The organism is Streptomyces sp. NPDC088194 (assembly GCF_040702025.1).
Classification (GTDB): domain Bacteria; phylum Actinomycetota; class Actinomycetes; order Streptomycetales; family Streptomycetaceae; genus Actinacidiphila.
Genome location: NZ_JBFBIV010000044.1, coordinates 1 through 24,268, shown reverse-complemented (window position 1 = coordinate 24,268; position 24,268 = coordinate 1). Strand labels below are relative to the sequence as shown.

Annotated in this window: 21 protein-coding genes; 10 read left to right on the top strand and 11 right to left on the bottom strand. The window is 74.5% G+C overall.

Annotation, left to right across the window (positions count from 1 at the left end):
* Positions 1-22 precede the first annotated feature (22 nt).
* Positions 23-520, top strand: coding sequence for a Rieske (2Fe-2S) protein (locus tag AB0399_RS23645; RefSeq protein WP_329362190.1), 498 nt, complete (start codon positions 23-25; stop codon positions 518-520).
* 140 nt (positions 521-660) lie between these two features.
* On the opposite strand, the gene AB0399_RS23640 is transcribed toward AB0399_RS23645, so the two are convergent.
* On the bottom strand, positions 661-1,575 hold the full coding sequence (locus AB0399_RS23640) for a LysR family transcriptional regulator (protein ID WP_329362192.1): 915 nt from the start codon (positions 1,573-1,575) through the stop codon (positions 661-663).
* 72 nt (positions 1,576-1,647) lie between these two features.
* Here AB0399_RS23640 and AB0399_RS23635 point away from each other — a divergent pair, with 72 nt between their 5' ends.
* Both AB0399_RS23635 and AB0399_RS23630 read left to right on the top strand, forming a co-directional pair.
* Positions 1,648-2,661, top strand: a complete 1,014-nt coding sequence (locus AB0399_RS23635) for a DMT family transporter (RefSeq protein ID WP_366412704.1) — start codon at positions 1,648-1,650, stop codon at positions 2,659-2,661.
* 70 nt (positions 2,662-2,731) lie between these two features.
* Complete coding sequence (locus tag AB0399_RS23630) at positions 2,732-3,706, top strand: serine/threonine dehydratase (protein WP_366412703.1); 975 nt, start codon at positions 2,732-2,734, stop codon at positions 3,704-3,706.
* 127 nt (positions 3,707-3,833) lie between these two features.
* Here the strand turns inward: AB0399_RS23630 and AB0399_RS23625 are convergent, their stop codons facing one another.
* A complete protein-coding gene (locus tag AB0399_RS23625; RefSeq protein WP_366412702.1) occupies positions 3,834-5,165 on the bottom strand; it encodes an aminotransferase class I/II-fold pyridoxal phosphate-dependent enzyme in 1,332 nt (443 codons plus the stop codon).
* A 35-nt stretch (positions 5,166-5,200) separates the two neighbouring features.
* On the opposite strand from AB0399_RS23625, the gene AB0399_RS23620 reads away from it, so the two are divergent.
* Together AB0399_RS23620 and AB0399_RS23615 are read left to right on the top strand one after the other, a co-directional pair.
* A complete protein-coding gene (locus tag AB0399_RS23620) occupies positions 5,201-5,962 on the top strand; it encodes a pyridoxamine 5'-phosphate oxidase family protein (protein WP_366412701.1) in 762 nt (253 codons plus the stop codon).
* Positions 5,956-6,600 carry an FMN-binding negative transcriptional regulator gene (locus AB0399_RS23615; protein WP_366412700.1) on the top strand — a complete coding sequence of 215 codons (645 nt, stop codon included), beginning with the start codon at positions 5,956-5,958 and terminating at the stop codon, positions 6,598-6,600. Before AB0399_RS23620 ends, AB0399_RS23615 begins: the two co-directional genes overlap by 7 nt.
* On the opposite strand, the gene AB0399_RS23610 is transcribed toward AB0399_RS23615, so the two are convergent.
* The 4 genes from AB0399_RS23610 to AB0399_RS23595 all read right to left on the bottom strand — a co-directional run bounded on the left by AB0399_RS23610 (position 6,589) and on the right by AB0399_RS23595 (position 12,405).
* A complete protein-coding gene (locus AB0399_RS23610; RefSeq protein ID WP_366412699.1) occupies positions 6,589-7,704 on the bottom strand; it encodes an EamA family transporter in 1,116 nt (371 codons plus the stop codon). The genes AB0399_RS23615 and AB0399_RS23610 overlap by 12 nt on opposite strands.
* A 261-nt stretch (positions 7,705-7,965) precedes the next feature.
* Positions 7,966-9,060, bottom strand: coding sequence for an EamA family transporter (locus AB0399_RS23605; RefSeq protein ID WP_366412698.1), 1,095 nt, complete (start codon positions 9,058-9,060; stop codon positions 7,966-7,968).
* Between the two features lie 159 nt (positions 9,061-9,219).
* Positions 9,220-9,945 carry a pyridoxamine 5'-phosphate oxidase family protein gene (locus tag AB0399_RS23600; protein WP_366412697.1) on the bottom strand — a complete coding sequence of 242 codons (726 nt, stop codon included), beginning with the start codon at positions 9,943-9,945 and terminating at the stop codon, positions 9,220-9,222.
* 174 nt (positions 9,946-10,119) lie between these two features.
* A complete protein-coding gene (locus AB0399_RS23595; RefSeq protein ID WP_366412696.1) occupies positions 10,120-12,405 on the bottom strand; it encodes a glycoside hydrolase family 3 N-terminal domain-containing protein in 2,286 nt (761 codons plus the stop codon).
* 247 nt (positions 12,406-12,652) lie between these two features.
* Between AB0399_RS23595 and AB0399_RS23590 the strand changes: the two genes are divergently transcribed.
* Complete coding sequence (locus AB0399_RS23590) at positions 12,653-13,675, top strand: LacI family DNA-binding transcriptional regulator (protein ID WP_329362209.1); 1,023 nt, start codon at positions 12,653-12,655, stop codon at positions 13,673-13,675.
* Between the two features lie 253 nt (positions 13,676-13,928).
* Here the strand turns inward: AB0399_RS23590 and AB0399_RS23585 are convergent, their stop codons facing one another.
* Positions 13,929-14,555, bottom strand: a complete 627-nt coding sequence (locus tag AB0399_RS23585) for a PadR family transcriptional regulator (protein WP_329362211.1) — start codon at positions 14,553-14,555, stop codon at positions 13,929-13,931.
* Between the two features lie 367 nt (positions 14,556-14,922).
* Between AB0399_RS23585 and AB0399_RS23580 the strand changes: the two genes are divergently transcribed.
* Positions 14,923-16,275: an MFS transporter gene (locus AB0399_RS23580; RefSeq protein ID WP_366412695.1), complete on the top strand. Its 1,353-nt coding sequence runs from the start codon at positions 14,923-14,925 to the stop codon at positions 16,273-16,275.
* Positions 16,276-16,497: 222 nt separating this feature from the next.
* Positions 16,498-18,540, top strand: coding sequence for a vWA domain-containing protein (locus AB0399_RS23575; protein WP_366412694.1), 2,043 nt, complete (start codon positions 16,498-16,500; stop codon positions 18,538-18,540).
* A 112-nt stretch (positions 18,541-18,652) separates the two neighbouring features.
* On the opposite strand, the gene AB0399_RS23570 is transcribed toward AB0399_RS23575, so the two are convergent.
* Both AB0399_RS23570 and AB0399_RS23565 read right to left on the bottom strand, forming a co-directional pair.
* Positions 18,653-19,534, bottom strand: coding sequence for an MOSC domain-containing protein (locus AB0399_RS23570; protein ID WP_366412693.1), 882 nt, complete (start codon positions 19,532-19,534; stop codon positions 18,653-18,655).
* Positions 19,531-20,064, bottom strand: a complete 534-nt coding sequence (locus AB0399_RS23565; protein ID WP_366412728.1) for a helix-turn-helix domain-containing protein — start codon at positions 20,062-20,064, stop codon at positions 19,531-19,533. Before AB0399_RS23565 ends, AB0399_RS23570 begins: the two co-directional genes overlap by 4 nt.
* 304 nt (positions 20,065-20,368) lie before the next feature.
* Here AB0399_RS23565 and AB0399_RS23560 point away from each other — a divergent pair, with 304 nt between their 5' ends.
* Complete coding sequence (locus AB0399_RS23560; protein WP_328472514.1) at positions 20,369-20,560, top strand: DUF1059 domain-containing protein; 192 nt, start codon at positions 20,369-20,371, stop codon at positions 20,558-20,560.
* 216 nt (positions 20,561-20,776) lie between these two features.
* Entirely contained in the window at positions 20,777-21,604 is an 828-nt protein-coding gene (locus AB0399_RS23555) for a PhzF family phenazine biosynthesis protein (protein ID WP_366412692.1), read from the top strand.
* 122 nt (positions 21,605-21,726) lie between these two features.
* Here AB0399_RS23555 and AB0399_RS23550 read toward each other — a convergent pair whose 3' ends face one another.
* On the bottom strand, positions 21,727-22,485 hold the full coding sequence (locus tag AB0399_RS23550) for a type II CAAX endopeptidase family protein (RefSeq protein WP_329373647.1): 759 nt from the start codon (positions 22,483-22,485) through the stop codon (positions 21,727-21,729).
* Between the two features lie 233 nt (positions 22,486-22,718).
* Positions 22,719-24,113 carry a serine hydrolase domain-containing protein gene (locus AB0399_RS23545; RefSeq protein ID WP_366412691.1) on the bottom strand — a complete coding sequence of 465 codons (1,395 nt, stop codon included), beginning with the start codon at positions 24,111-24,113 and terminating at the stop codon, positions 22,719-22,721.
* Between the last annotated feature and the right edge of the window lie 155 nt (positions 24,114-24,268).

Below are 24,268 nucleotides of genomic sequence, written 5' to 3'. Positions count from 1 at the left end.
TCCACGAACAGGATGCAACCCCATGGCAGAAAGCTCCGGAATCCCCGAGTCACCGACCCGCCGCGGCGTTGTCGCGGCGGCCGGTGGCGTGGGCCTCGCCGCCGTTCTGACCGCCTGCGGTTCCGGCTCCTCCTCGCACTCCTCCGACGACGCCGCCGGCAGCTCGTCCGCCTCGCCGGCGCCGTCCGGTGGCGCCGACTCCGGCTCCCCGGCCGCCGGGGGCGGGGGAGGCGGCAGCCCGCTCGCCAAGACCTCGGAGATCCCGGTCGGCGGCGGCAAGATCTTCGCCGCCCAGAAGGTCGTGGTCACCCAGCCGAGCAGCGGGCAGTTCAAGGCCTTCTCGGCGGTGTGCACGCACCAGGGCTGCACGGTCGCCAAGGTGTCCGACGGCCAGATCATCTGCCCGTGCCACGGCAGCGCCTTCCATGTCGCCGACGGCTCCGTGGCCAAGGGCCCGGCCACGACGGCGCTCCCCGCGAAGAACGTCACCGTGTCGGGCGACGAGGTCACGCTCGCCTGATCCCCGCACGCCGGTCCGGGTTCTCGGGGCGGGCCCCGAACCCGGACCGGCCCCTTCCGGCCCTTGTGCTCCTTCCGTTCCGCCTCGCCTCCGCGCCCTTCGCGCCGCTTCTCCCCCGCCCGCCGGGTGGTTCGCCGTGGTCAGGAGGCGGGCGGCCGGTAGGCGTTCGCGGACGCGCGCAGGGCGTCGACGGCGGCGCGGATCGCCGGTCGGCGGTCGGCGTCCTCGCGCCAGACCGCGTAGACATGGCGCTGCATGGTGTGGCGGACGGGCATGATGCGCACGCCTGGCGGCATGGGGTCCCGGCCCAGCCGGGGCATCACCGCGACGCCGAGCCCGGCCGCGACCAGCGCCAGCACGGTGGCGTGCTCCTCGGCGTGGTGGGCGACGCGCGGCTCGATGCCCTTGCCGCGCAGCGTGAACAGCAGCCACTCGTGGCAGAAGCCGCCGTCCGGCCAGGCGATCCAGTCGTCGTCGGCAAGTTCGTCCAGCTCGATCTCGGTGCGGCCCTCCAGCCGGTGCCCCAGCGGCAGCGCGGCATCCACGATGTCGTCGAAGAGCGGGGCCTTGGCGAGCCCGCCGGGCAGCGACAGCGGCTTGTTGTACCAGTCGAGCACGACCGCGAGGTCGACGTCGCCGCGGCCGAGCCGGGCCAGCGACTCCTGCGGTTCCAACTCGTGGACGACGGTGCGCAGTTGCGGGTACGCGGCGCGCAGGTCGGCGAGCGCGGCGGGGAACAGTCCGCGCACCGCGGTCGGGAACGCCCCGGCGCGCAGTTCTCCGACCGCGACGCCTCGGTGCGCCTCCAGGTCGGAGTGGGCGAGCTCGACCAGGGACAGTATCCGCTCGGCGTGCCCGGACAGCAGGCGTCCGGCGTCGGTGAGCCGCACCCCCCGGCCGTTCTTGCCGAGGAGCGGCTGGCCGGTCTCCCGCTCCAGCTTCGCCATCTGCTGCGACACCGCGGAGGTCGTCACGTTCAGCACCTCGGCGGCGGCGCTCACCGAGCCGTACGTGTCGATGGCGTGCAGGATGCGGAGCCGTTCGAGTGACAACATGTAAGTGATTCTACGTCGTCTGTGCAGAAATTCTCGCTTGTTCTACGACGTCGCAGCCGTCATCGTGGACTCATGAAGACTTCCGCCGTCCGCGGCACGGCCGTTGAGCCGCCCGTCGAGTCGCCTGTCGAGCCACCCGTCCAGGTGTCCGTCGCGGCCGTCCCGGTGCCCGCCTCCGGGTCACCGTCGCAGGGGCTGCGGCGGCTGCTGGACTGGCGGGTCCGCTTCGCCGCGCTGGGCCTGGTGTGGGGCTTCAGCTTCCTGTTCATGAAGGTGGGCAACGAAGCGTTCGCACCGCTCCAGGTCACCCTCGGCCGGATGGTCTTCGGCACCGCGGTCCTGGCCACCGCGGTCGCGGTGAAGCGGGAGCGGCTGCCGCGCGGCCGCCGGACCTGGCTGCATCTGTTCGTCGCCGCCTTCCTGCTGAACTCACTGCCGTTCACGCTGTTCGCCACCGCCGAGCAGACCATCCCGTCGATGCTCGCGGGGATATGCAACGCGGCCACCCCGCTGTTCTCGATGCTGGTCTCGCTGGTCGCGCTGTCGGAGGACCGGCCGTCGCGGCAGCGGTTCGCCGGGGTCGGCCTCGGCTTCGCCGGTGTGCTGACCGTGCTCGGCGCCTGGCAGGGCTTCGCGGGCCAGGACCCCAAGGGCACGTTGATGGCGCTGGCCGCGGCGATCAGCTACGCGGTGGGCTGGGCCTATGTCCGGCGCACCCTGAGCGGCAGCGGCAGCTCCAACCTGGCGATGTCCGCGAGCCAGTTGTCGCTGGGCACCCTGCAACTCCTGCTCGTCACTCCGTTCTTCACCTCGATGCCGTCGTCGTATCCGGCGAAGTCGGTGCTGTCGGTGCTGGCGCTGGGCGCGTTGGGCACGGGCATGGCGTTCCTGGTCCAGTACGGACTGGTGGCGGAGAAGGGTCCGACCATCGGGTCGATGGTCACGTACCTGATACCGATCGTCGCCACCGCCGCCGGGGTGCTGCTCCTCGGCGAGTCGCTGAGCTGGAACGAACCGGTGGGCGCCGCGGTGATCCTGGTGGGCGCGGCACTCACCCAGCGGCGGCCGAAGGGCGCCCGGGCGTAGCGTGTCGGTGCGGCGCGGCGGGCCGCGACCGGTGCCCGCGCCGCCTCCCCCTATCGCTACGGAGCGCCACGTGCACGAGATCAGCTACGGAGACGTCAAGGCCGCCACCGACCGGGTGGCCGGCCAGGTCCGACCCGTCACCGTCGTCCCGCCGACGGACGGCCCGCAGGACCCGCAGGTCTGGTTCGCCCTCGAATACATGCAGTACACCGGCTCCTTCAAGGCGCGCGGCGCGCAGAACTTCATTGCCGCGCACCGCGACGCGGGCACCCTGCCCGCGGCCGGCGTCTGCATCGCCAGTGGTGGCAACGCCGGGCTGGCGTGCGCGTGGGCGGCCCGCCGGCAGGGACTGACCGCCACCGTGTTCCTGCCGCAGAACGCCCCGGCGCTGAAGGTCGCCCGGCTGAGGGAGTACGGCGCGCAGGTGCGCCTGGCCGGCACGCAGTACGCAGAGGCCCTGGAGGCGTGCGAACAGTTCGCCGCGGAGTCCGGGGCGCTGGCCGCGCACGCGTACGCCGACCCGTATGTCAGCGCCGGCGCGGGCACCTTGATGGAGGAGATCCACGCGCTGATACCGGACCTGGACACGGTGGTGGTCTCGGTGGGCGGCGGCGGGCTGTTCGCCGGCGTGGCGGCGTCCGCGCGGCAGCACGGGGTGCGGGCGGTCGCCGTCGAGCCGGAGAACTGCCGTTCACTCAACGCCGCGTTGGAGGCGGGAGAGCTGGTCGACGCGCGCGTGGACTCCGTCGCCGCGGACGCGCTGGGGGCGCGTCGCGCCTGGCAGGGGGCGCTGGCCGCGGTGCGGCAGGACAACGCCCGGTCGGTGCTGGTCGGCGACGAGCAGATCATCGCCGCCCGCCGGTCGCTGTGGGACGAGCGCCGGATCGTGGTCGAGCACGCCGCCGCCACCGCGCTGGCCGCGCTCCTCCCCACCGACGACCCCTCGCGCGGCTACCGTCCGGCGCCGGGCGAGAAGATCGCGGTGGTGCTGTGCGGGGCGAACACCGACCCGACCGACCTGCTGGCACCGGCCGCCGCGCGCTGAGGACACCGGCCGTCGCCCACTAAGGGCCGCGGCTCGGAAGCGGCCCGGCCGCCCGGGGGTTGCCGTGCCCCTCGGCCGGCGCCCCTCGGCTGGCGCGCGGCGGCCTGGGCGGGCACCGGCAGCGGGCTCAGCCGAAGCGGCTCGCACCCGTGGAGCGGAGCACCGCGGCGACGGAGTCGGCGAGCGGGTCGATGTCGGCGAGGCCGAGCGGGGAGACGGTGATGCGCACACCGGGCGGGGAGTTGACCCGGAAGCGGGCGCCGGGCGCGACGGCCCAGCCGTGCTGGAGCAGCCCGGCGACCGCGCCGGTCTCGTCGGCGACCGGCACCCAGGCGTTCAGGCCGCAGCGGCCATGGGCGGTGACCCCGCGCTCGTCGAGCGCCCCGAGCAGGGCCTCGCGCCGCACCGCGTAGGAGCGGGCCGTGCGCTCGGGGTCCACGGCGTGGTGCTGCCAGAGGTGCACCACCGCCCGTTGCAACAGGTGGCTGACCCAGCCCACGCCGAGCCGGTGCCTGCCGCGCACCCGGGCGACGGTGACCTCGTCGCCGGTGAACACCGCCAGCCGCAGATCCGGGCCGTACGCCTTGGCGGTGGAGCGGACCAGCGCCCAGTGGTCGGTGGCGCCGGACAGGCAGTGCAGGGGGAGGTCCACGAGACCGTGCAGGTGGTCGTCGTCGATCACCAGGACGTGCGGGTGGGTGGCGAGCAGGGCGCGCAGTTCCGCCGCACGGGCTGCGGACAGGGCCGCGCCGGTCGGGTTCTGGCCCCGGTCGGTGACCAGCAGGGCGCGTACGCCGGCGGCCAGCGCGCGGGCCACCTCCGCGGTGACCGGCCCCTCGTCGTCGACGGCGACCGGCACCGCGCGCAGTCCCATCGCCGGCACCAGGTCGAGCACGCTGCCCCACCCGGGGTCCTCGACGGCGACCGCGTCGCCGGGGCGCAGGTGGGCGGCGAGGACCCGTTCGATGGCGTCGAGCGATCCGGAGGTGAGGCCGATCGGGCCGGCGGGCACCCCGTCGGCATCCAGGGCGGCCCGGGCCAGTTCGGCGAGGTCGGCGTCGATGACGGTGCCGCCGTACAGCCCGGGGGCGATGGCGTGGTGGGCGGCGGCCTCGGCCAAAGCGTCGGCCAGCGGCGGGAGCAGCGCCAGGTCGGGGTTGCCGGTGGACAGGTCACGGGTGCCGGACGGCACGTCGATCCGGATCGCCTCGCGGGGTGCGACGGCCGGGCGGGCCCGCACCCGGCTGCCGCGACGGCCCGCCGTCTCGATCACCCCGCGGTCGCGTAGCAACCGGTAGGCGGCGGCCACCGTGTTGGGGTTCACATCGAGGTCGCGGGCGAGTTCGCGCAGCGGCGGCAGGACGGTGCCCGGCCGCAACGCGCCCGCGCCGACCGCGCGTTCGATGTCGGCGGCGATTGTCGATGCGCCACGCCCGCTGATTGAGTACTCTCCTAGCACAAACAATATTATGCACTAGTTCAAAGGATCGCGCCATGACCGCCACACCGGCCTCCCCCGACGCACCCCCGCCACCGCGGCAGCCCGCACAGCCGGCCGTGCCCGCACCGCCGCCGTACCCCACCACCGACCGCACCGTCCCGACCCGTTCCGCGGACCGCGCCTCCTACGACCGCGCGGTCGTGCACGCCATCCTCGACGAGGGCTACCTCTGCCACCTCGGCTTCGTCCGCGACGGCGCACCGGTGGTACTGCCGACGCTGTACGCGCGCAGCGGCGAGCGGCTGTACGTGCACGGGTCGACGGGTTCGCGGCCGCTGCGGGGCGCGCGCAGCGACCCGGGGCTCGCGGTGTGCGTGACGGTGACGCACGTCGACGGGCTGGTGCTGGCGAAGTCGGCGTTCCACCACTCGATCAACTACCGCTCCGTGGTGGTGCACGGCACCGCCCACCAGGTGACCGACCCGCAGGAGCGGGCCCTGGCGCTGGACGCGATCGTGGAGCAGGCCGTGCCCGGCCGGGCCGACGACTCCCGCCGGGCCAACGCGAAGGAGCTGGCCGCCACCGCCGTGATCCGGCTCGACCTGCGCGAGGTGTCGGCGAAGATGCGCACCGGCGGGCCCAACGACGAGCCGGAGGACCTCGACCTGCCGTACTGGGCCGGCGTGGTCCCGGTCGCGCCCGCCTACGCCGCGCCCGTGCCGGCCGGCTACCAGGCGCCGTCCGCGCCCCTGCCCGGCTACCTCGCGCCCGCCGGCCCGCGCGGCGCCGACCGGAAGGACCCCGCCGCATGCTGATCCACCCCTGGGACGCGGCCACCGACGACGCGGAGTGGCAGCAGTGGCTGGCCGCCCACGACTTCGGCCAGCTCGCGGTGAACGGCCTCGACGGCGAGCCGCCCTTCGTCCAGCCCGCCCACTTCGTGTACGACCCGGCGCCCGGTGCGCACGGCGAGGTGCTGCTGCACCTGGCCCGGCCCAACCCGTTGTGGCACGCGCTGGAGGCGGCGCCCCAGGTCACCCTCAGCGTCGTGGACGACTACACCTTCGTCCCCGGCCCCTGGCACGCCGCGCCCGGCGACCCTTCCGAGTACGGCACCCCGACCAGCTTCTACGCCGCCGTCCAACTCCTCGGCACCGCCCACATCCTGGACGACCCGCAGGTCAAGGCCGACCTGCTCCGGCGCCAGGTCGCCCACTTCCAGCCCGACGGCGGCACCGCCCGGGTCGCGCCCGGTCAGGAGCCGTTCGGCCGCATGCTCGCCGGCATCCGCGGGGTGCGGATCGACGTCACGCGGGTGCGGGCCAAGTTCAAGTACGGCGGCAACAAGCCCGAGGAGGTACGGCGCCGCGTCACCGGCCTGCTCGCCGACCGCGCCGCTCCCGGCGACGCGGCCGCGCGAGCCCACCAGCTGCGCCGGCTGTCAGCCGACTGACGGCCCCGACGACACGGACGACACGGACGACACGGACGGGTCCACCGGACCCGCCGGCCCCGCCGGACCCGCCGGACCGGAACCCGCGGGCTGCTGCCGCGCCTCCTCCCAGGCCAGTACCCCGACCGCCGCCAGCAGCACCAGCGTCCCGGCCAGGGTGGCGGCGGTCAGCCGCTCGCCGAGCAGGGTGACCGCGAGGGCGGCCGCCGAGACCGGCTCGATCAGCGCCACCACCGAGACCGTCGCCGCGCGCAGCACGGCCGCCCCCGCGAAGTACAGCGCGTAGGCGAACGCGGTCGGCACGGAGGCGAGATAGCCGAGCAACGCGAGCGTGCGGCCCAGGTGTTCGGCGTGCGGCAGCAGCCCCTCCGACCAGGCGGCCGGCAGCAGCACGACCGCGCAGATCCCGAACGACCACAGCGAGGTGGTCAGCGGGTCGCCCGCCGCCCCGCGGCTGCCGTGCCACCGGGTCAGCAGCGTGATCCCGGCGTACCCGGCCGCCGACAGCACCGCCAGGACCACCCCGGCCGGCCGCACCTGCGTGCCACCGCCGCCGAGCACGAGCACGGCGAGCCCGGCGAGCGCCCCGGCCACCGCGACCGCGCCGCCCCGGCCGATGCGTTCGCCCATCGCCACCCGGGCGACGAGCGCGATCAGCACCGGGCCCGAGCCCAGCGTGACCACCGTGGCGACGGCGAGCCCGGTCGAGCGCACCGCGCAGAAGTACGCGACCTGGAAGAGGGTGAGCCCCGCGCCGGTCACGGCGATCCGGACGAACCGGCCCCACCGGGGCGCCGCCGGCACAGCGGCGAGGACGGGCCGTACGGCCGTACCCGTACCGGCACCCGCACCCGTACCGGCACCGGCACCGGCACCCGCACCCGCACCCGCACCCGCACCCGGGCGCAGCCTGCGGGCCGCCAGCAGCAGGACGAAGCCGCCCGCGGCCCGCCAGAACGTCAGCGCGAGCGGGCCGAGGCCGCTCCAGCGGTAGAGGACCGCGGCGACGGCGCCCGCCGTGCCCCACGCGGTCGCCGCGAACACCACATACAGCAGTCCCTGCCCGGACGTGATCCGGGCAGCCGAAACCTGCGAACGTGACAAGGGAAGTCTCCCGCCGAAAAGGTGAGTTGAGAAACGAACGTCACCGTCTGCGGGCAGCACACATGGCCGTACGGCGCCTGTCGGCGCCTCGACGAGCCGTTACCGGGTCCGCGCCGCCCGCGTCAGGCGGCGGGAGGCGGAAGAACAGTCAGGTGCATGTCCCCACCCTAGCCCCCACCCGAGGCCGGGACCGGCCGCGCGTCGCGCCTCTGCCCCGCCCGCGCTGACCGCCCTGACCGCACCGCCCCAGGTCGCGGCGCGCTACCGCCGGGGCGCCAGGTCCGGCTCGACGCAGGGTTCCGGAGCCGTCGGGGACGCGGCCGGAGCGGGCTCCCCCGCTGCCGCGGGCAGGGCCGTCTGCGCCACGAACGCACCGGCCAGCACGAGCGCGCCGCCGAACAGCTGCGGGGTGCCCAGGTGCTCGCCGAGCAGGAACCAGGCCAGCACCGCGCCGACGACGGCCTCGACGCAGGAGACGACCGCGGCGATCTGCGGGCTGAGCCGCCGCACGGCCATCACGCCGGTCAGGTACGACACGACCGTGCAGACGAGCACGATCCAGCCCACCAGCAGGATTCCGGGAACGTCCGCGTCGCCGAGCGGCACCTGGTGGGCGAGGGACGTCCAGGCGATGTCCCACGGGCGCGCGACCAGGGTGAGGGACGCGGTGCCGAACAGCAGCGCGTGCGCGATCACCGCGACCGGGTCCGGGGCTCCCCCGCCGTCGGAACCGTCCCCAAGCCCGTCCACGAACCCGTCGCCGAGCCCGTCCGCGAGCCCCTCGCCCGCGCGCTCGCGGTCCGGGGACCCCGGCGACGCGGCCGCGCCATCCTGCGCGCCGTGGTCGGCCAGGACGAAGTACGCGACCTGGCAGCAGGCCGCGCCGAAGGAGCAGAGCAGGCCGACCGGCGCGAAGGCGAACCCGGACCAGATCCCCACCACGAAGCACATGCCGCCGACCGCGAGGACCACGCCGACCACCGCGGCGCGCCGCACCTTCCGCCGCTGCACGAACCGCACCCAGCCGAGCAGCAGCGCCGGGCCGAGGTACTCCACGAGGATGGCCACGCCGACCGGTATGCGGGCGATCGCCAGGTAGTACAGCGCCTGGACGCCGACGATGCCGAGCAGCCCGAAGCCGATCACCAACCCGGGCCGCTGGAGCGGAAGTCGGCGGTGCCGCACCGCGACGGGCAGCAGCACCAGCGCGGCGCCCGCCACCCGCATCCACACCACGTGCAACGGTTCGAACCCGGCCTCGATGAGGGGCTTCGCCGCCACCCCGGAACCGCCGAAGGCCACGGCGGACAGCAGTGCGAGCCCGACCCCGCCGCTCCGCACCTGAGTTGACCGCATCAGGACATGATGGCAGTCCCCGACAGCAGCGTCACCTCGAACGCCGCCGCTGCCGAGCCCCGTCGGCCCGCCCCGATCCGGAAGCCGATCATCCGGAACCCGCTGGTCGGGGCGGTGACGCCCCGCGGAACGGCGGTCCCGGCGTCGGCTCGCACGCGGTCACGGCCACAGCAGCGTCCGCGCCCAGCCCTCCCCCGCCGCCCGGCGTTCGTACCGCACCCGTACGTGGAAACGCGCCGGGTCGGCCTGCCAGAACTCCGCCTCGGCCGCCCGCAGCCGGTACACCGTGTGCGTGGCGGGCACCCGGCCGGGCTCGGCGGCGACCAGCTCGCGGGCGGCCCGCAGCGCTTCGTCGTACTGCTCCGGCCCGGACAGCGGCGCGCTCACCGGGCCGGCGAACGCGGCCGCGCGCGCGTGCTCGCCGCGGCCGAGGAAGTCGCGGGCGGTGGCATCGGGGCCGAGCACGCCGACCGGTCCCGCCATCCGGATCTGCCGGCCCTGCGCGGGCCAGTACCAGGTCAGCGCGGCACGCGGGTTGGCGGCCAGGTCGCGGCTCTTGCGACTGCGGGAGTCGGACGCGAAGTCGTAGGCGCAGTCGGCGGTGTCGATGCCGCGCAGGATCAGCACGCGGGCGCTGGGCGTGCCGTCGGCGGCTGCCGTGCTGAGCGTCATGACGTGCGGTTCGGGCACCGCGCCGGTCAGCGCCGCGTCCAGCCACTGCGCGAACAGCGGCCCGGGGGCGTCGGGCACGGCCGCCGGGTCGAGGTGCGGCAGCGGCCCGGCGAGCACGGGCGCGGCCCGGGTACGGGCGAGCAGCGCCTCGTCCGCGCGCCGCCCGACCCCGGAGCCCGAGCCGGGGTCGTTGCCGCCGCCACCGCTCTCCATCCGCCCCTCCATACCGCGCCCTTTCCGCTGTCGCGTGCACCCGACAGCGTCCATCACACACCAGCGCCGGGCCGCGGACGGGTTGCCCCGCCCACGGCCCGGCGCAACGAGTGCCGATCACCGGAGCCCGCTGCCGCGTACACCGACCACGGCGCACCGATCACCGCACGCCGCTCACCTCAGCGTGACCGTCGCCGTCTGCGTGCCCGCGGTGAAGACGTACGTCCCGGGCGCAACCTGCCGCGTACCCGCACCGTCGATGTCGCCCGGGGTGACGGCCAGTTCGCTCGGCGGGACGCTGAGCGAGACCGTACGGGACTGGCCCGCGTCGAGGTGCACCTTGGTGAACGCGACCAGCTTGCGGGACGGGGAGAGCACGTCGCTGGACGGCTGCGCGACGTAGACCGGCACCACCAGATCGCCCGCGCGGCTGCCGGTGTTGGAGACGTGGACCGCGAGTTTCACGGTGTCCTTGGTGCGCGCGGTGGCGGACGCGGCCTTGACCGAGTCGAACGTGTAGGTGGTGTAGGACAGTCCGGCGCCGAAGGGGTAGGCGGCGTCGTAGGAGGACTCCGGACCGGCGTTGGTGCCGGGGAGCTGCTGGTAGTACATCGGTTCGTTCCCGATGTCCTTCGGCCAGGAGGCGTTGAGCCGCCCGCTGGGGTCGGTCTTCCCGAACAGCACGTCGGCGACGGCGTTTCCGCCCTCGGTGCCGGGCAGCCACGACATCAGCAGCCCCTGGGTGCCGTCGGCGTCGCCGAGCACCAGCGGCCGCCCGGCGAGCACCACGGTGACCACGGGCTTCCCGGTGGCCTTCAGCGACTTCACCAACGCCTGCTGATCGGCGGTGAGTTCGGGCCGCGGGCTGTCCGCGCTGCCTTCGGCCGCCGCTTTCTCACCGACCACCACCACGGTCAGGTCGGCGTCCTTCGCCTGGGTGACGGCGTCGTCGGCGGTCTTGGCCTGCACGACCTGGGTACCGGACGGCGCGGCCTTCTCGATGCCCTGCAGCACGGTGGTGCCGGGCAGGGTCACGCCGTCGGGCACACCCTGCCAGCCGACCGTCCAGCCGCCCACCTGGTCGTTGATGTCGTCGGCGTAGGAGCCGGCCACCACGATCTTCTTCGCCTTCGAGGAGATCGGCAGCACGCCGCCGTCGTTGCGCAGCAGCACCTGGGACTCGTCGGCGGCCTGCCGGGCGAGGCCGGTGTCGGCGCCGATCACCCGGGAGTCGGCCTTCGACGCGTCCACGTACGGGTGCTCGAACAGGCCGAGCCGGAACTTCAGCGTCAGGATGCGCTTGACCGACTGGTCGATCCGGGCGACGGAGACCAGATGGCGCTGGACCGCGGTCTTCAGGCCGTCGCTCCAGCCCTGCGCGTCGTACGGTTCCATCGCCATGTCCAGACCGGCGTTGACGGCCTTGGCGATCGCGGCCGGGTAGTCCGCGGTGAGGTGGTAGGAGGTCTGGAGCGCGCGCACGTCGGCCCAGTCGCTGACCACGACGCCCTTGAAGCCCCACTGCTTGCGCAGCACGTCGGTGAGCAGGTAATGCGACGCGGTGGCCGGGATGCCGTTGATGGCACCGGAGTTGACCATCACGGACTGCGCACCGGCGTCGATGGCCTGCTGGTAGGAGGGCAGCAGGGTGTCCTGGAGGTAGCGCATCGACACGTCGCCGGGAACGCGGTCGTGGCCGTTGCCGGGCTCGCCGTAGCCGGCGAAGTGCTTGACGGTGGCGGCGACGTCCTTCGCGCCTCCCGCGTTCTGGATGCCCTGGACCGCGGCGGCGGCGAGCGTGCCGGACAGCAGCGGGTCCTCGCCGTACGTCTCGTAGTAGCGGCCCCAGCGCTGGTCGCGGGCGATGTCGGTGACCGGCGCGAAGTTCCAGTCGATGCCGGTGGCGGCCACCGCGCGGGCGGTGCTCGCCCCGGCCGCCTTGACCAGCGACGGGTCCCAGGTGGAGCCCATGCCGATCTCCTGGGGGAAGATCGTCGCGCCCAGCACGTTGTTGTGGCCGTGCACGGCGTCCACGCCGTAGATGATCGGGATGTGCAGCCGGGAGTTCTTCACCGCGTAATGCTGGACGGTGTTGACCATCTTCGCCCAGTTCTCCGGGGTGTTGACCGACGGGCCGGCGCCGCCGCCGGAGAGCACCGAGCCGGCCGCGTTCTTCACCAGCACGTCGTGCAGGCAGGATTCGGTGAAGTCGCCGCCGCTCCACTGGCAGTCGCCCTGCATGTTGACCACCGAGATCTGGTCCATCTGGCCGATCTTCTCGTCCAGCGTCATCCGGTGCAGCAGGTCGTTGACGCGCACGTCGATCGGCGCGTTGGGGTTGGTGTAGGTCGGGTTGTCTCCGGCCTGGGCCGGCGCCGAGGCGACCGCCGCCACGCAGGCGGCCGCGGTGGCGAGGGTCAGCAGCCCTCTGAGACTCAGTCTTCGTGCGTTCGTTGGCATCGCAGGAGTCCCGTTCCTGTTGGGGGGCGGCCCCGGCGTCGCGGGACCGTTGGTGCCGTAAACGATTCCGATCGGCCGGAAGTCTGTCCCCCACGCTCACAGATCGTCAAGACTGTACGCAGGGCATTGTTGTGCCCCACCCTGGCGGGAGCGCTTTCCCGCACGTCAGCACGACCACGCACAGCGCACGCACAGACAATCCGTCCGACGGACCGCCCCTGTCCAACTCGCGCAGAACGGGTACCTCGTGAACATCCGTGAACTCGCCCGCCGCAGCGGTGTGTCGACCGCCACCGTCTCGCGGGCGCTCAACGACCGGGCCGAGGTCAGCGAGGCCACCCGTGCGCGGATACGCCAACTGGCCCTGGAACTGGGGTACGCGCCCAACGAGCCGGCCCGCACCCTGGTACGGCGCCGCTCGGACACGATCGGGCTGATCTGGGACAGCGGGCAGGAGGCGCAGGGCCTGCACAACCCCTTCCTGCTCGGCCTGCTCAGCGCCGTACGCACCGCCCTGTCCGAGGCGGACTACCACCTGATGCTGCTCACCACCGCGGGCGCCGAGGAGCCCGACGGGGCGTACCTCCAGGCGGTGCAGCGGCACAACCTGGAGGGTGTCATCGTGCTGACCACTCCCCCGGACGACCGCTGCCTGCGCGCGCTGGCCGCCTCCACGGTGCCCTGCGCGGGCATCGACACCGCGTTCACCGGGCCGCGTACGGTCCGGGTCAGCTCCGACAACGCGGCGGGCGCGGCGGCCGCCGTCCAGCACCTGTACGAGCTGGGGCACCGCAGGATCGCCACCGTCACCGGCCCGCTGCACCTGCCGCCGGCGGCCGAGCGGCTGACCGGCTACCGGCGGGCGTGCGAGCGGCTGGGCCTGCCGGTGCCCGACGAGTACGTCGTCGAGGGGGACTTCTTCCTGGCCAGCGGCGAGACGGCGGCCCGCGGTCTGCTCGCCCTCCCCGAGCCGCCGACCGCGATCTTCGCGGCCGGCGACCAGATGGCGATCGGCGCGATGCACGCGGCGGCGGACGCGGGGCTGTCGGTGCCGCGGGACCTGGCGGTGGTCGGCTTCGACGACATCGACGCCGCCTCGCTGGTCCGGCCGGCGCTGTCCACGGTCGCGCAGGACCAGCGCGCCCTGGGCGAGGCCGCGGTCGCGGCCCTGCGCAGCCTGCTGGACGCCGACCCCGGCCGGCCCAAGGACCTCGTCCACTCGTACATCGTGCCGACCCGGCTGCTGATCCGCGGTTCGAGCCGCGCGTAGCCCGGACGCGGGAGCGGAGGCCGGGGGCGGGAGCGTAACTCGGGGACAGAAGCGCAACCGGGGGACGGGAGCGTGGCCCGGACGCGGCGAGCGGCGTCCGCCCGGCATGCCACCGGCCGCTCCGGTCACCCGCTGTCCGCGGGCGGCCGGAGCGGCCGGTGTTCCTCGCACGCACGGTCCGCCACCGGGCGATGCCTGGTGGCGGACCGTGCGACCGTGCGCGGGCGCCGAGTTCGGCGCTCCGCCGCGGGATCTACTTCTCGGTGTCCTCGTCGGCGAGGATCAGGTACAGCTTCTTCCGCGCGTCGTTCACCACGGTCAGCGCCTTGTCGCGCTGCTCCGGTGTGCCCGTCGCCCAGACCTGGCGGAACGCCTCGATCAGGCCCCCGCCGGCCTTCCTGATCTCGTTGAGCGCGTCCCAGTCGACGCCGCGTTCGGCGTCCTCCCAGGGCGCGTCGGGACCCGCCTCGGCCTCGGCCCGGCCGGCGTCCGTGAGCGTGAACAGCTTCTTGCCGCCCTCGCTCGCGCTGCCGATCAGGCCCTCGTCCTCCAGCAGTTGCAGCGTCGGGTAGACCGAGCCGGGGCTCGGCCGCCACGCGCCGCCACTGCGCTCGGCGATCTCCTGGATCATTTCGTAGCCGTGCATCGGGCGGTCGGTGAGCAGCGCCAGGATCGACGCGCGTACATCGCCGCGCCGCGCCCGTCCGCGCGGTCCGCCGCGCCCGCGGCCTCGGCCGCCGGGGCCGAACGGTCCGCCGCCGAAGGGCGGCCCGAACGCGCCGAACGCCGCCCGCGACCCCTCTCGCTCGCCCCACCCGTGATGTCCGGGTCCGCAGTCTCCGTGTCCGTGTCCATGTGCGTGTGGTCCTTGGGAACGCATGATGTCGCTCCTTCCATCGTTGATCGTTCGCGACAGTTCTACGATATATCGGAATCGCTCGTTCGACAACCCCCGGATGCCTCCGGCCGCCCTCCCACCGCCCGCGCAGCCCCCTTCCGCAGCCCGCGCCTCCGCAGCCCGCGCACCGCGCCCCCGCCGCGCGCTCCGCCCTCCCGCCACCCGCACACCGCAGCCCGCGCCTCCGCCACCCAGGCACCGCGCCTCCGCCGCGCGCTCCGCCCTTCCGCCGCCCGCACACCGCGTACCGCACCTCCGCCACCCGCACAGCCCCCTCCCGCCACCCGCGCACCGCGCCCCCGCCCCCGCCGCTTGACCTCAAGCCCGCTTGAGGGGCCAGCCTGTCCCGGTGACCGCCTTCCCCTCGCCCTCGCGGCTGCTGCCACCGGCCTACCGCCCGCTCTTCGCGCACCGCGACTTCCGGCGGCTGCTGCCCGCACTGGCGGCCTGCGACCTCGGCGACGGGATGAGCATGGTCGCGGTGGCCTGGACCGCGCTCGCGATCGCTCCTCCCGGCCGGGCCGGGCTGCTGGTGGGCGCCGCGGTGGCCGCGTACGCGCTGCCGGGGGCCGCCGGGGCGCTGCTCCTGGGCCGGTGGCTGCGCCGGCTGCCCGCCTGGCGGCTGCTGGCCGCGGACAGCTGGCTGCGTGCGGTGCTGCTGGGCTGCGTCCCGCTCGCGTGGGCGCTGGGCGAGCTGCGTCCGGCCGGCTACGTCGCGCTGCTGGCCGGCTCCTCGGTGCTGCACGCGTGGGGAGGCGCGGGCAAGTACGCGCTGCTCGCCCGGGTGCTACCGGCGGGGCAGCGCCTCGCGGCGAACGCGCTGGTCAGCTCCAGCGGTTCGGCGGCGGTGATCGTGGGGCCCGCGCTCGCCGGGTTCCTGGCGGCCGCCGTCTCCCCGGCGTGGATCATCGGCCTGGACGCCGCGTCGTTCGCCGTGCTGGCGGTACGGGCCGGCCGGCTCGGTTCCCGGAAGCGGACCACCGGGCAGGACCCGGCGGAGGACACGGCGGAGGGCACGGCCGACGACGCCACCGACAGCGCGCCCGCGCCCGTCGACACCGGCCAGGCGGCGGCCGGCCGGCGGCTGCTGCGCGGGCAGCCGGAACTCCTCGGAATCCTCGCCCTGACCTGGTTCTTCAACTTCCTCTACGGCCCGGTCGAGGTGGCCCTCCCACTGCACGTCACCGGCGACCTGCACGCCGGCGCGCGCCTGCTCGGCCTGTACTGGACGCTCTTCGGCGCGGGCGCGGTCCTCGGCGCCCTGTGCGCGGGCACCCTGCGCAGGCTCCCGCTGTGGCCGGTCACCCTCGGCATCGTCGCCGGCTGGGGCCTGACCCTCGTGCCCTTCGGCCTGGGCGCGCCCGCCGCCGTCACGCTCGCCTGCTTCTCCCTCGGCGGCGTGATCTACGGGCCCTTCACCGCGCTGTCCTTCACCCTCTTCCAGGACCGCACCCCCGCCGCCCTCCTCACCACGGTGCTGGCCGCCCGCGGCGCCGCCCTCCTCACCGCCGCCCCGGTCGGCACCGCGCTGGGCGGCCCCCTCACCGCCGCGCTCGGACCCCGCACGGTCCTCGCCGCCTCCGGCCTGGCGACCCTCGTCCTCGCTGCGACCACGGCCACCGCCCGTGCGCTGGGCACCGCCCATCGGACCGGCGGCAGCGCGGGCGACCCCGCCCCCGCCGAACCCGGCGCCCCCTCGTAACGGGACTCCCCCGACTCGCCGGCGCGCGAAGGGCGAGCGCCAGGCACGAGCGCCGGTGCCTGCCGTCCATGGGTGCGCCGCCATCCACACGCATCGACTTCCGCGCGACCGGAGTGCGTCACCTCGCGAGGATCTGACGGGATGTCACACCGAGTGACTAGAGTGCAAAACATCAGCAATCAGGCCAAACCGGCTTCACCGTCTGCTGGTGAAAGGTGCACGATGACGTACAGAGCCCATCTCGCCGCAGCCGCGGCGCTCCTTCTCGCGCTGGCCACCGCTCCCGCCGCCGCGGGCGCGGCCGGCGCCGTGGCGGCACCGGCGGCCACGGGCGGCCGAGCCGCCCTGCCCCGCACCGTGCCCACCCCCGACCCCGACGAGTCCGTGGTGGCGGTGCGCACCGGCGGCGACCGGGACGCCGCGACCGACGCGGTCGATCCGCTGGCCGGGGTCCGGCTCGCCCTCTACGTGGACGCCGACGCCACGGACCCGATCGACGCCTCCTGGGCGCGGTGCACCTCCGACGCAGACGGCGACTGCACCTTCACGGTGCCCCTGACCGGCGCCGGTGAGGCGAACAACGGACGCGTCCTGACCGTTCGCCAGCTCTCCGCCCCCGCCGGCTGGTACACCAACCCGGTGCTGCGTACGGGCCCCGGCAGCGGCTCGGGATCGACTGCCTCGCCGTACGAGTTCCAGATCCCGGCGCTCCAGGGCGGCGCGACCTACCGCTCCACCCGCGAGTTCATGTACAGCACCGACAACTCGCTGCCGACCCGCTCGGGCGGCGTGTGGCAGTCCTCGCGGGACAACCCGCCGCTGCCGGAGTCGTGCGGGCTCGACGTGGCGGTCGTGCTCGACCTGTCCGCGTCCGTCGGCAGCCAACTGCCCGCGCTGAAGGCCGCCACCGACGCCTTCACCGACGCGCTCACCGGCACCCCCTCGCGGCTGGCGCTGTTCTCCTTCGACCAGGCGTCGCCCGCCACCAGTGTCGAGGCCAACCACCCGGAGCTGCAGTCGGTCTCCACCCCGGCCGGGGCTGCCGCCTTCAAGAGCCTGTACGCGGACTGGACGCTGGGCAAGGGCACCAACTGGGACCGCGCGCTGCACGCGGTGTCCCAGGCGCCCGAGCACTACGACGCGACCGTGGTGCTCACCGACGGCAATCCGACCCGCTTCGGCAGCCTGCACGGGGACGGCTCGAACACCCACTTCATCGACGTGGAGAACGGCATCTTCTCGGCCAACTCCGTCAAGGCCAAGGACACCCGGGTGATCGCGCTCGGCGTGGGCAGCGGCGTGGCCGGAGTGTCGGGGCTGAACCTGCGGGCCATCTCGGGACCCACGGAGTTCGACGGCGGCAACACCACGACCGCCGACTACTTCCAGACCACCGACTACGGCCAGGCCGCCGACCAGTTGCGCGCACTGGCACTGGACCACTGCACCGGCACCCTCACCGTGGTCAAGCAGATCGCGCCTGCGGACACCACGGGCGAGGACGTCACCGGGGCCACCCCCGCCGGGCCCGGCTGGACGTTCGACGCGTCCACGACCACGTCCGGGATGACCGGCCTGCCCGACACGCAGACCACCACCTCCGACGGCACCGGCGCGGTCACCTTCCACCCCGGATTCGGCGTCAACACCTCGGCGGACCTGACGGTCGGCGAGATCCAGCACCCCGACTACGCACTCGTCACCCAGGACGGCCGCAACGCCGTCTGCACCGACCTCGACACCGGGCAGCGCCTGCCCGTGGAGAACACCGGCACGGAGGCCGCTCCCGGCTTCACCGTCGACGCACCCCGCCAGGCCGCGATCAGCTGCACCGTCTACAACCGGCCCGCCGGCACCGGCGAAGAATCCGCCGACCTCACCGTCGACAAGGAGTGGAACGTCGACGGCCACCTCTACGCCGACGGCACCCAGCCCGACGGACTGAGCGCCCAGCTCACCCTCACCGGCCCCCACGGCGCCGGCCCGACCCCGCAGCCGTGGGGCGACACGCGCACCGGCTACGTCATCGGTGACCGGGCCACCGCGGCCGAGACCGTCCACCTGACGGCCCCCGGCTGCACCCTCGCCCGCTCCGAGGTCACGAACATCGACGGAGCCGGCGTGCATCTGCCCCTGCCGTACGACACGACGCTCACCGAGCACCACCAGCACCTGACGGTGACCAACACGGTCACGTGCTGCCCGGAGGACGGCCACCACCAAGGCCACGGATACGGTGCCAAATCCCGGCCCGCTCGCCACTGATGATCCGTACCCTGCTGGCTCCCGGGGGCCGGGCGCGTGCTGCTTCGCGCCCGGCCCCCGGCCGCGTCCCCGTTCCACGCTCCTCGCTCCTCGCTCCTCGCCGCTGTGATCGCTAGGGCCCGCCCTCGGGATCTGCGGCGGCCGGCAGGACGGTGAGGCGGTCGCCGACCGCGATCCGGCCCGGGCGCAGCACCCGCGCGTAGACGCCGGCGCAGGGCTGCGGGGCGAACTCGTCCGTCGGTGGCACGCGGTTGTGGGCGACCGGCACCCGCAGGGCGTCGGGGTCACGCGGCAGCGTGCCGTGCTCCAGGGTGGGGATCGCGCAGCGCGGGCTGCGGGCGATGACGCGCAGCGTGAGCCGGGCGCCGATCCGCAGGTCGTGGCCGACCCAGTCGTTCTCGACGAACCCGGAGCCCGCGGTGTCGATGACGACGTTCGGCCGGTAGCGCTCCACCTCCACCGTGCCGCGCGGGCTGGACTCGGCGATCCGCCGCAGCGTCGACGACGTGATCAGGTGCAGCGGGGCGAAGTCGAAGAAGGTGCCCTCGGGTGCGGCGCCGCCCAGCCGGCCCACTTCCACCGCGACCTCCGCGCGGACGCCGTCGCGCAGCACCTCCTCGGGGCGCGCCCGGTCGAGTTCGGCGTCGGCGGGCGGCCGCCCGGTCAGGACCACCGGCTGGTCGAGAAGCGCGGAGAGCCGCTCGTCCACGTCGGCGTCGGTGCTCCACACCGCCTTGCCGTCCGGGAGCCCGATCCGTACCGCCGCCGGCGTGGCGTGGGCGGTGAGCTTGAGCAGCCGCCGCCACATCCTCGGGTTCTTCGCGCTGGCGACCTTGCCGGTCTCCCGGTGCAGCAGGGCGAGTTGACGGTCGTACGGCAGCCCGCGCTCGGTCACGTCGGCCGCGACGACCGCCTCGCCCAGCATCGACTTCACCGGGTAGCGGAGCAACGCCCTTACCGTGGCGCCCTCCGCGCCCGGTGCCGGCGGCCTCACCGCTCAGCGTCCGAAGCCCCGGGCAGCAGCGGGAACAGCCGGCTGACGAACGCCACCGGGCGCGCGTCGGCCGGGCGCGCCAGGACGTCGTGGTCCCGGTGCCGGTAGCCGTCGAGCGTCGCCCGTACCGCCGCGGCGACGGCCCGCAACTCCTGCGGGGTGAGGTGCACGACGGTGCTGAACGCCTCGTCCGCCCGCCACTCCCGCGGCGCCTGGTCGCGCTGGGCCAGCCATCGCCGGTGGCTCTCGTCCTCCAGCCCGCGGGCGAGTACGCCGAACTCGTCGCTCCGCGCGGGTTCGTTCGGTACAGGCTCGGGCTCCCGCGGCCGCTCCCAGAGCAACCGCCACGGCCGGGCCCGGCCGCCGGAGTGCGGCGCCTCCTCGATCAGCCCGTGCCGGGCGAGCTGCCGCAGATGGAAGGAGCACAGTCCGGAACTCTCGCCGAGCCGCGCGGCCGCCTCGGTGGACGTCACCGTGCCGCCGTCGGCGAGCAGGTCGAGCAGGGCGACGCGCACGGGGTGAACAGGCAGCTGCTCGGGCGCGCGCGGCCTCTCCCCCCGCGGCTCGGGCGGGGCGGGCAGAGCGGGCGGCGGTATGGACGCGGGTACGGGCTTCTCCTCGGTCACTGTGCAGAAGCTGCCCCTTTGCAAAGCGCCCCGTCAAGTGCGCCCCGTCAGGTGCGTTCCGTCAGGTGCGTTCCGTCAACTGCGTGCGGCCGGCTGCGTTCCGTCGACTGCCGCGTTCCCTCGTGGGCCGTCCACCGCCACCACTGCCACCGCGCCACCGGACATCGCTCGGACGGCGGATCTATCCTGGACAGTGAGGAGGTACACGATGCGCAAAGTAGCCGACTGCCGTGACTTCCCGAGCGAGTCGAACTGCACCCTCGCCATTTCCGGCGAGGAGGACGAGGTCGTCCGCGCCGCGACCGAACACGCGGTGTCCGTGCACGGCCACGACGACAGCCCGGAGATGCGCGAGCAGATCCGCGGCATGCTCAAGGACGAGGTCCCGCAGCACGCCTGAACCCCGGCAGCCGGGACACACAGGCCCGGCTGCCTCCACCCCCGCCGCCCCGCGGTGTGACCGCTCCCCTACGACACCGGCGCACAGCAGGGGCGGCGGCTGCGGTGTGCGGCTACGAACCCTGCCGGACCTGGCCTTACGCCACCCGGCCCGATCACCGCCCGATCGTCTTCCCGCCCGCTGCTGCGCGTGGCCGCGCTCCCGTACCCTCTCGGCATGCGTATCCGAATCGTCGACGCGTTCACCGACCGCCCGTTCACCGGAAACCCGGCGGGCGTGCTGCTGCTCGGGGCGGACGGCTTCCCCTCCGACGGCTGGCTCCAGCGGGTCGCCGCCGAGCTGAACCTCTCCGAGACGGCGTTCGCGCATCCGCTTCCCCCGGGCGGCGACGACGGCGCGACCTGGGCGCTGCGCTGGTTCACCCCCGCCACCGAGGTGCGGCTGTGCGGGCACGCCACCCTCGCCACCGCGCACGTGCTGCGTACCACCGGGGAGGCGCAGGGCACCGTCGGATTCCGTACCAAGGCCGGGGTGCTGGCGGCGACGGCCGACGGCGACGGCACGATCACCCTGGACTTCCCGGCCGCGCCGCTCACCCTGGAGAAGGCGCCGGCCGGCCTCGCCGCGGCGCTCGGCGCCGAGCCGCTGACCGTGCTGGACACCGGCCCGGACTGCGGCGACCTGCTGGTGGAAGTGGCCGACGAGGCGGCGGTCCGCGCGCTCGCCCCGGACTTCAAGGCCCTGGCCGCGCTGTCCCGGCGCGGGGTGATCGCCACCGCGGCCGCCGCCGACCCGGCCGGCGGCTACGACTTCGTCTCGCGCGGCTTCTTCCCGGCGGTCGGCATCGACGAGGACCCGGTCACCGGCAGCGCGCACACCGCCCTCGCGCCGTTCTGGTCGGCCCGGCTGGGCCGCGACGCGCTGACCGGATACCAGGCGTCGGCCCGCGGCGGGCTCGTCGCGACCCGGCTGCGGGACGACCGGGTCGAACTGACCGGCGCGGCCGTGACCGTGGTGGACGGCGAGCTGCACGCGGTGCCGTGACACGCGCGCACGTACGTCACGGGCGCGTACGTCACATTCGTGGACGCCGAAACCGGGTGCGCCACAGCCACGCGCGTCACAGCCGCGCGCGTCACGGCGGGGCAGTGGCGCGGCGGGGGCGCTCACCCGGTGGGCAGCCAGCCCACCTTCCCGGCGAGCAGCGCGTACCCGACGAAGGCGACCGTGTCGATGAGCGAGTGCGCGGCCACCAGCGGGCCGACCCGGCCCCACCGGCGGTAGAGCAGCACGAACACCACGCCCATCGCCATGTTGCCGACCATGCCGCCGATGCCCTGGTACAGGTGGTACGACCCGCGCAGCACCGCGCTGGCGGCGAGCGCGGCGATCGGCGACCACTTCAACTGGTCGAGCCGGCGCAGCAGATAGCCGACCACGATGACTTCTTCGAGGACCGCGTTCTGCACCGCGGAGGCGATCAGCACCGGGATGCGCCACCACACGTCCGGCAGCGACTCGGGCACCACCGTGAGGTTGAACCCGGCGCCCCGCGCGCCCAGGTAGAAGGCCAGCCCGGTGCCGCCGATCACCGCGGCGACCAGCGCGCCCCAGGCCAGGTCCCGGCGCGGCCGGGTGAGGTCGAAGCCGATCGCGGGCATCCCGACCCGCTCGCGCGCCAGCAGGTGCGCGACCAGCGCGACCGGGGCCAGCGCGGTGGCGATCGAGAAGACCTGCCAGGCCAGGTCGAGCCAGGGGCGGCCGGGGGCCTGCGAACCGACCAGCGTCGCGGCCTGGTTCTTCAGCGCGCCCGGCCGCGTCACCGAGCCGATGAAGCTGATCACCGCGGACACCCCGCTGGCGCCAAGCGACAGTGCCAGCACGATCAGCGTCTCGCTGCGCAGCGTCCGCTCCTCGAACGGCAACTGCCGCTGCTCCGGCTGCCCGGCCTGTGCCTGTGCCTCTGCCTGCACGCGGTCCTCCCGTGTCGTCGTGGACACGATACGAAGATCCCGCCCGCCGCCCTACCACCGCACCGCCACGGCCGCCCGCACGGTGTGCGCCGCGCGAGCCTACGCCACGAACCTGGCTGTCGCCCCGTTGACCAGCCCGAAGCGCGCCGACTCGCCGCGCGGCGCCGCCCGCCCCGGCTCCGCGCTCAGACGGCGCGCAGCACGCACGGGTGCACCAGGTACGCGCCCAGCCGTCCTTCCAGGTCGCCGTTCTTGTACGCCACGGCCCGGCCCTCCAGCCGCTCGGGCCCGGCCCGCAGCGCGAGGGCCAGGTGGGGGCTGTTGATCCGGGCGTCGTCGGTGGGCAGTTGCAGCAGCGCGCTCGCGCACAGGTCCCACTGCTCGGAGGCGCCGGCCGGCACGGTGACCGGCGGGCCACCGGCCAGCCGGATCTCCACCTGGCGGTCGGCGAGGACGCTGATCCGCAGCGGGACGCTGCCCTGCGGAGTGCCGACCTCGCCCGCCCACTCCCCCGGCGCCTGCGTCATCGGGCGGCCCTGATCGGTGACCGGGGCGAGGTGCTCGTGGGGGAAGCCGGGCGCCAGGATGCCCATCAGGCGCAGGACGACGGCGTCCCGGGCCGCCTTGCGGGTGGAGTTGGTCAGCACCGCGACCGAGATCTCCCGCTCGGGCAGGTCGATCATCATCGCGGCGATGCCGCCCATGCCGCCGCCGTGGCTGCGGACGACCGGCCCGGGGCCGTGCGAGACGACCCGGCCGAACCCGTAGCCCAGGTGCTCGCCGATCGGCACCGCGTCGTGCATCGCCGCGGCCGTGGCGGGTCGCAGCAGACGGGTGGCCGTCCGGGCGAAGAGTGCCACGTCGGCGGCGCTCGCCCAGCCGGCCCCGGCCGCGGGGTGGTCGCTGAAGCAGGTCGGGTACGGCTGCCCGCCGGCGGAGTAGCGCTCGGCGACGGGCGCCGAGCCGGTGTAGACGGGCCCGTAGCCGAAAGTGTCCAGGCCGAGCGGTGCGAAGATCCGCTCGCGCAGGTAGTCGCCCTCGCTCCGGCCGGTCGCGGACTCCAGCAGCCGGCCCAGTTCGGCGTAGCCGAGGTTGGAGTACTCGAATCCGGTGCCCGGCTCGCGGACGAGGGTGCGGTAGTCGGCGATGTCGATCGGCAGCGGGCCGGTGTCGTAGTGGAAGTTGTAGAACGCCGGGAACCCGCCGCGGTGCCGCAACAGTTGGCGCGGGGTGGGCGCCGTCCACGGGTAGTCGCCGGGAATCGGGGCGTCGAGGTCCAGCAGGCCCTCGTCGGCGGCCAGGCAGACGGCCGTGGCGGTGACCGCCTTGGTGACGGAGGCCAGCCCGTAGACGGTCTCGGGGGTGGCCGGCCGCCGGGCGGCGACGTCCGCAAGACCGTAGGCGCGGGCGAGCACGACCTCGTCGCGTGCCACGACGGCGAGGGAGAGCGACGCGCAGGAGTGGTCGGCCAGCGCCCGCGCGCAGAACTCGTCCAGCCCGTCCACCACGTCCGACACGTCCGTCGCGCCCGCCGCGTCGAGTACGTCCGGGCCGTTCGGTTCCGTCGCTTCGTTCGGCACCTGACCGCCCCCTTGATCGAATCCGCCGCTCGATCGAAGGGTAATGCGCCGCCGCGCCCGGGCCGTGTTTTGGAAGTCCCGCCTGGCCCGTGGCGCCTGGCACGCACGCTCGCTTCGTTGTCGGGCTTGTCCGAGTAGGCCCACTACGAGGACAA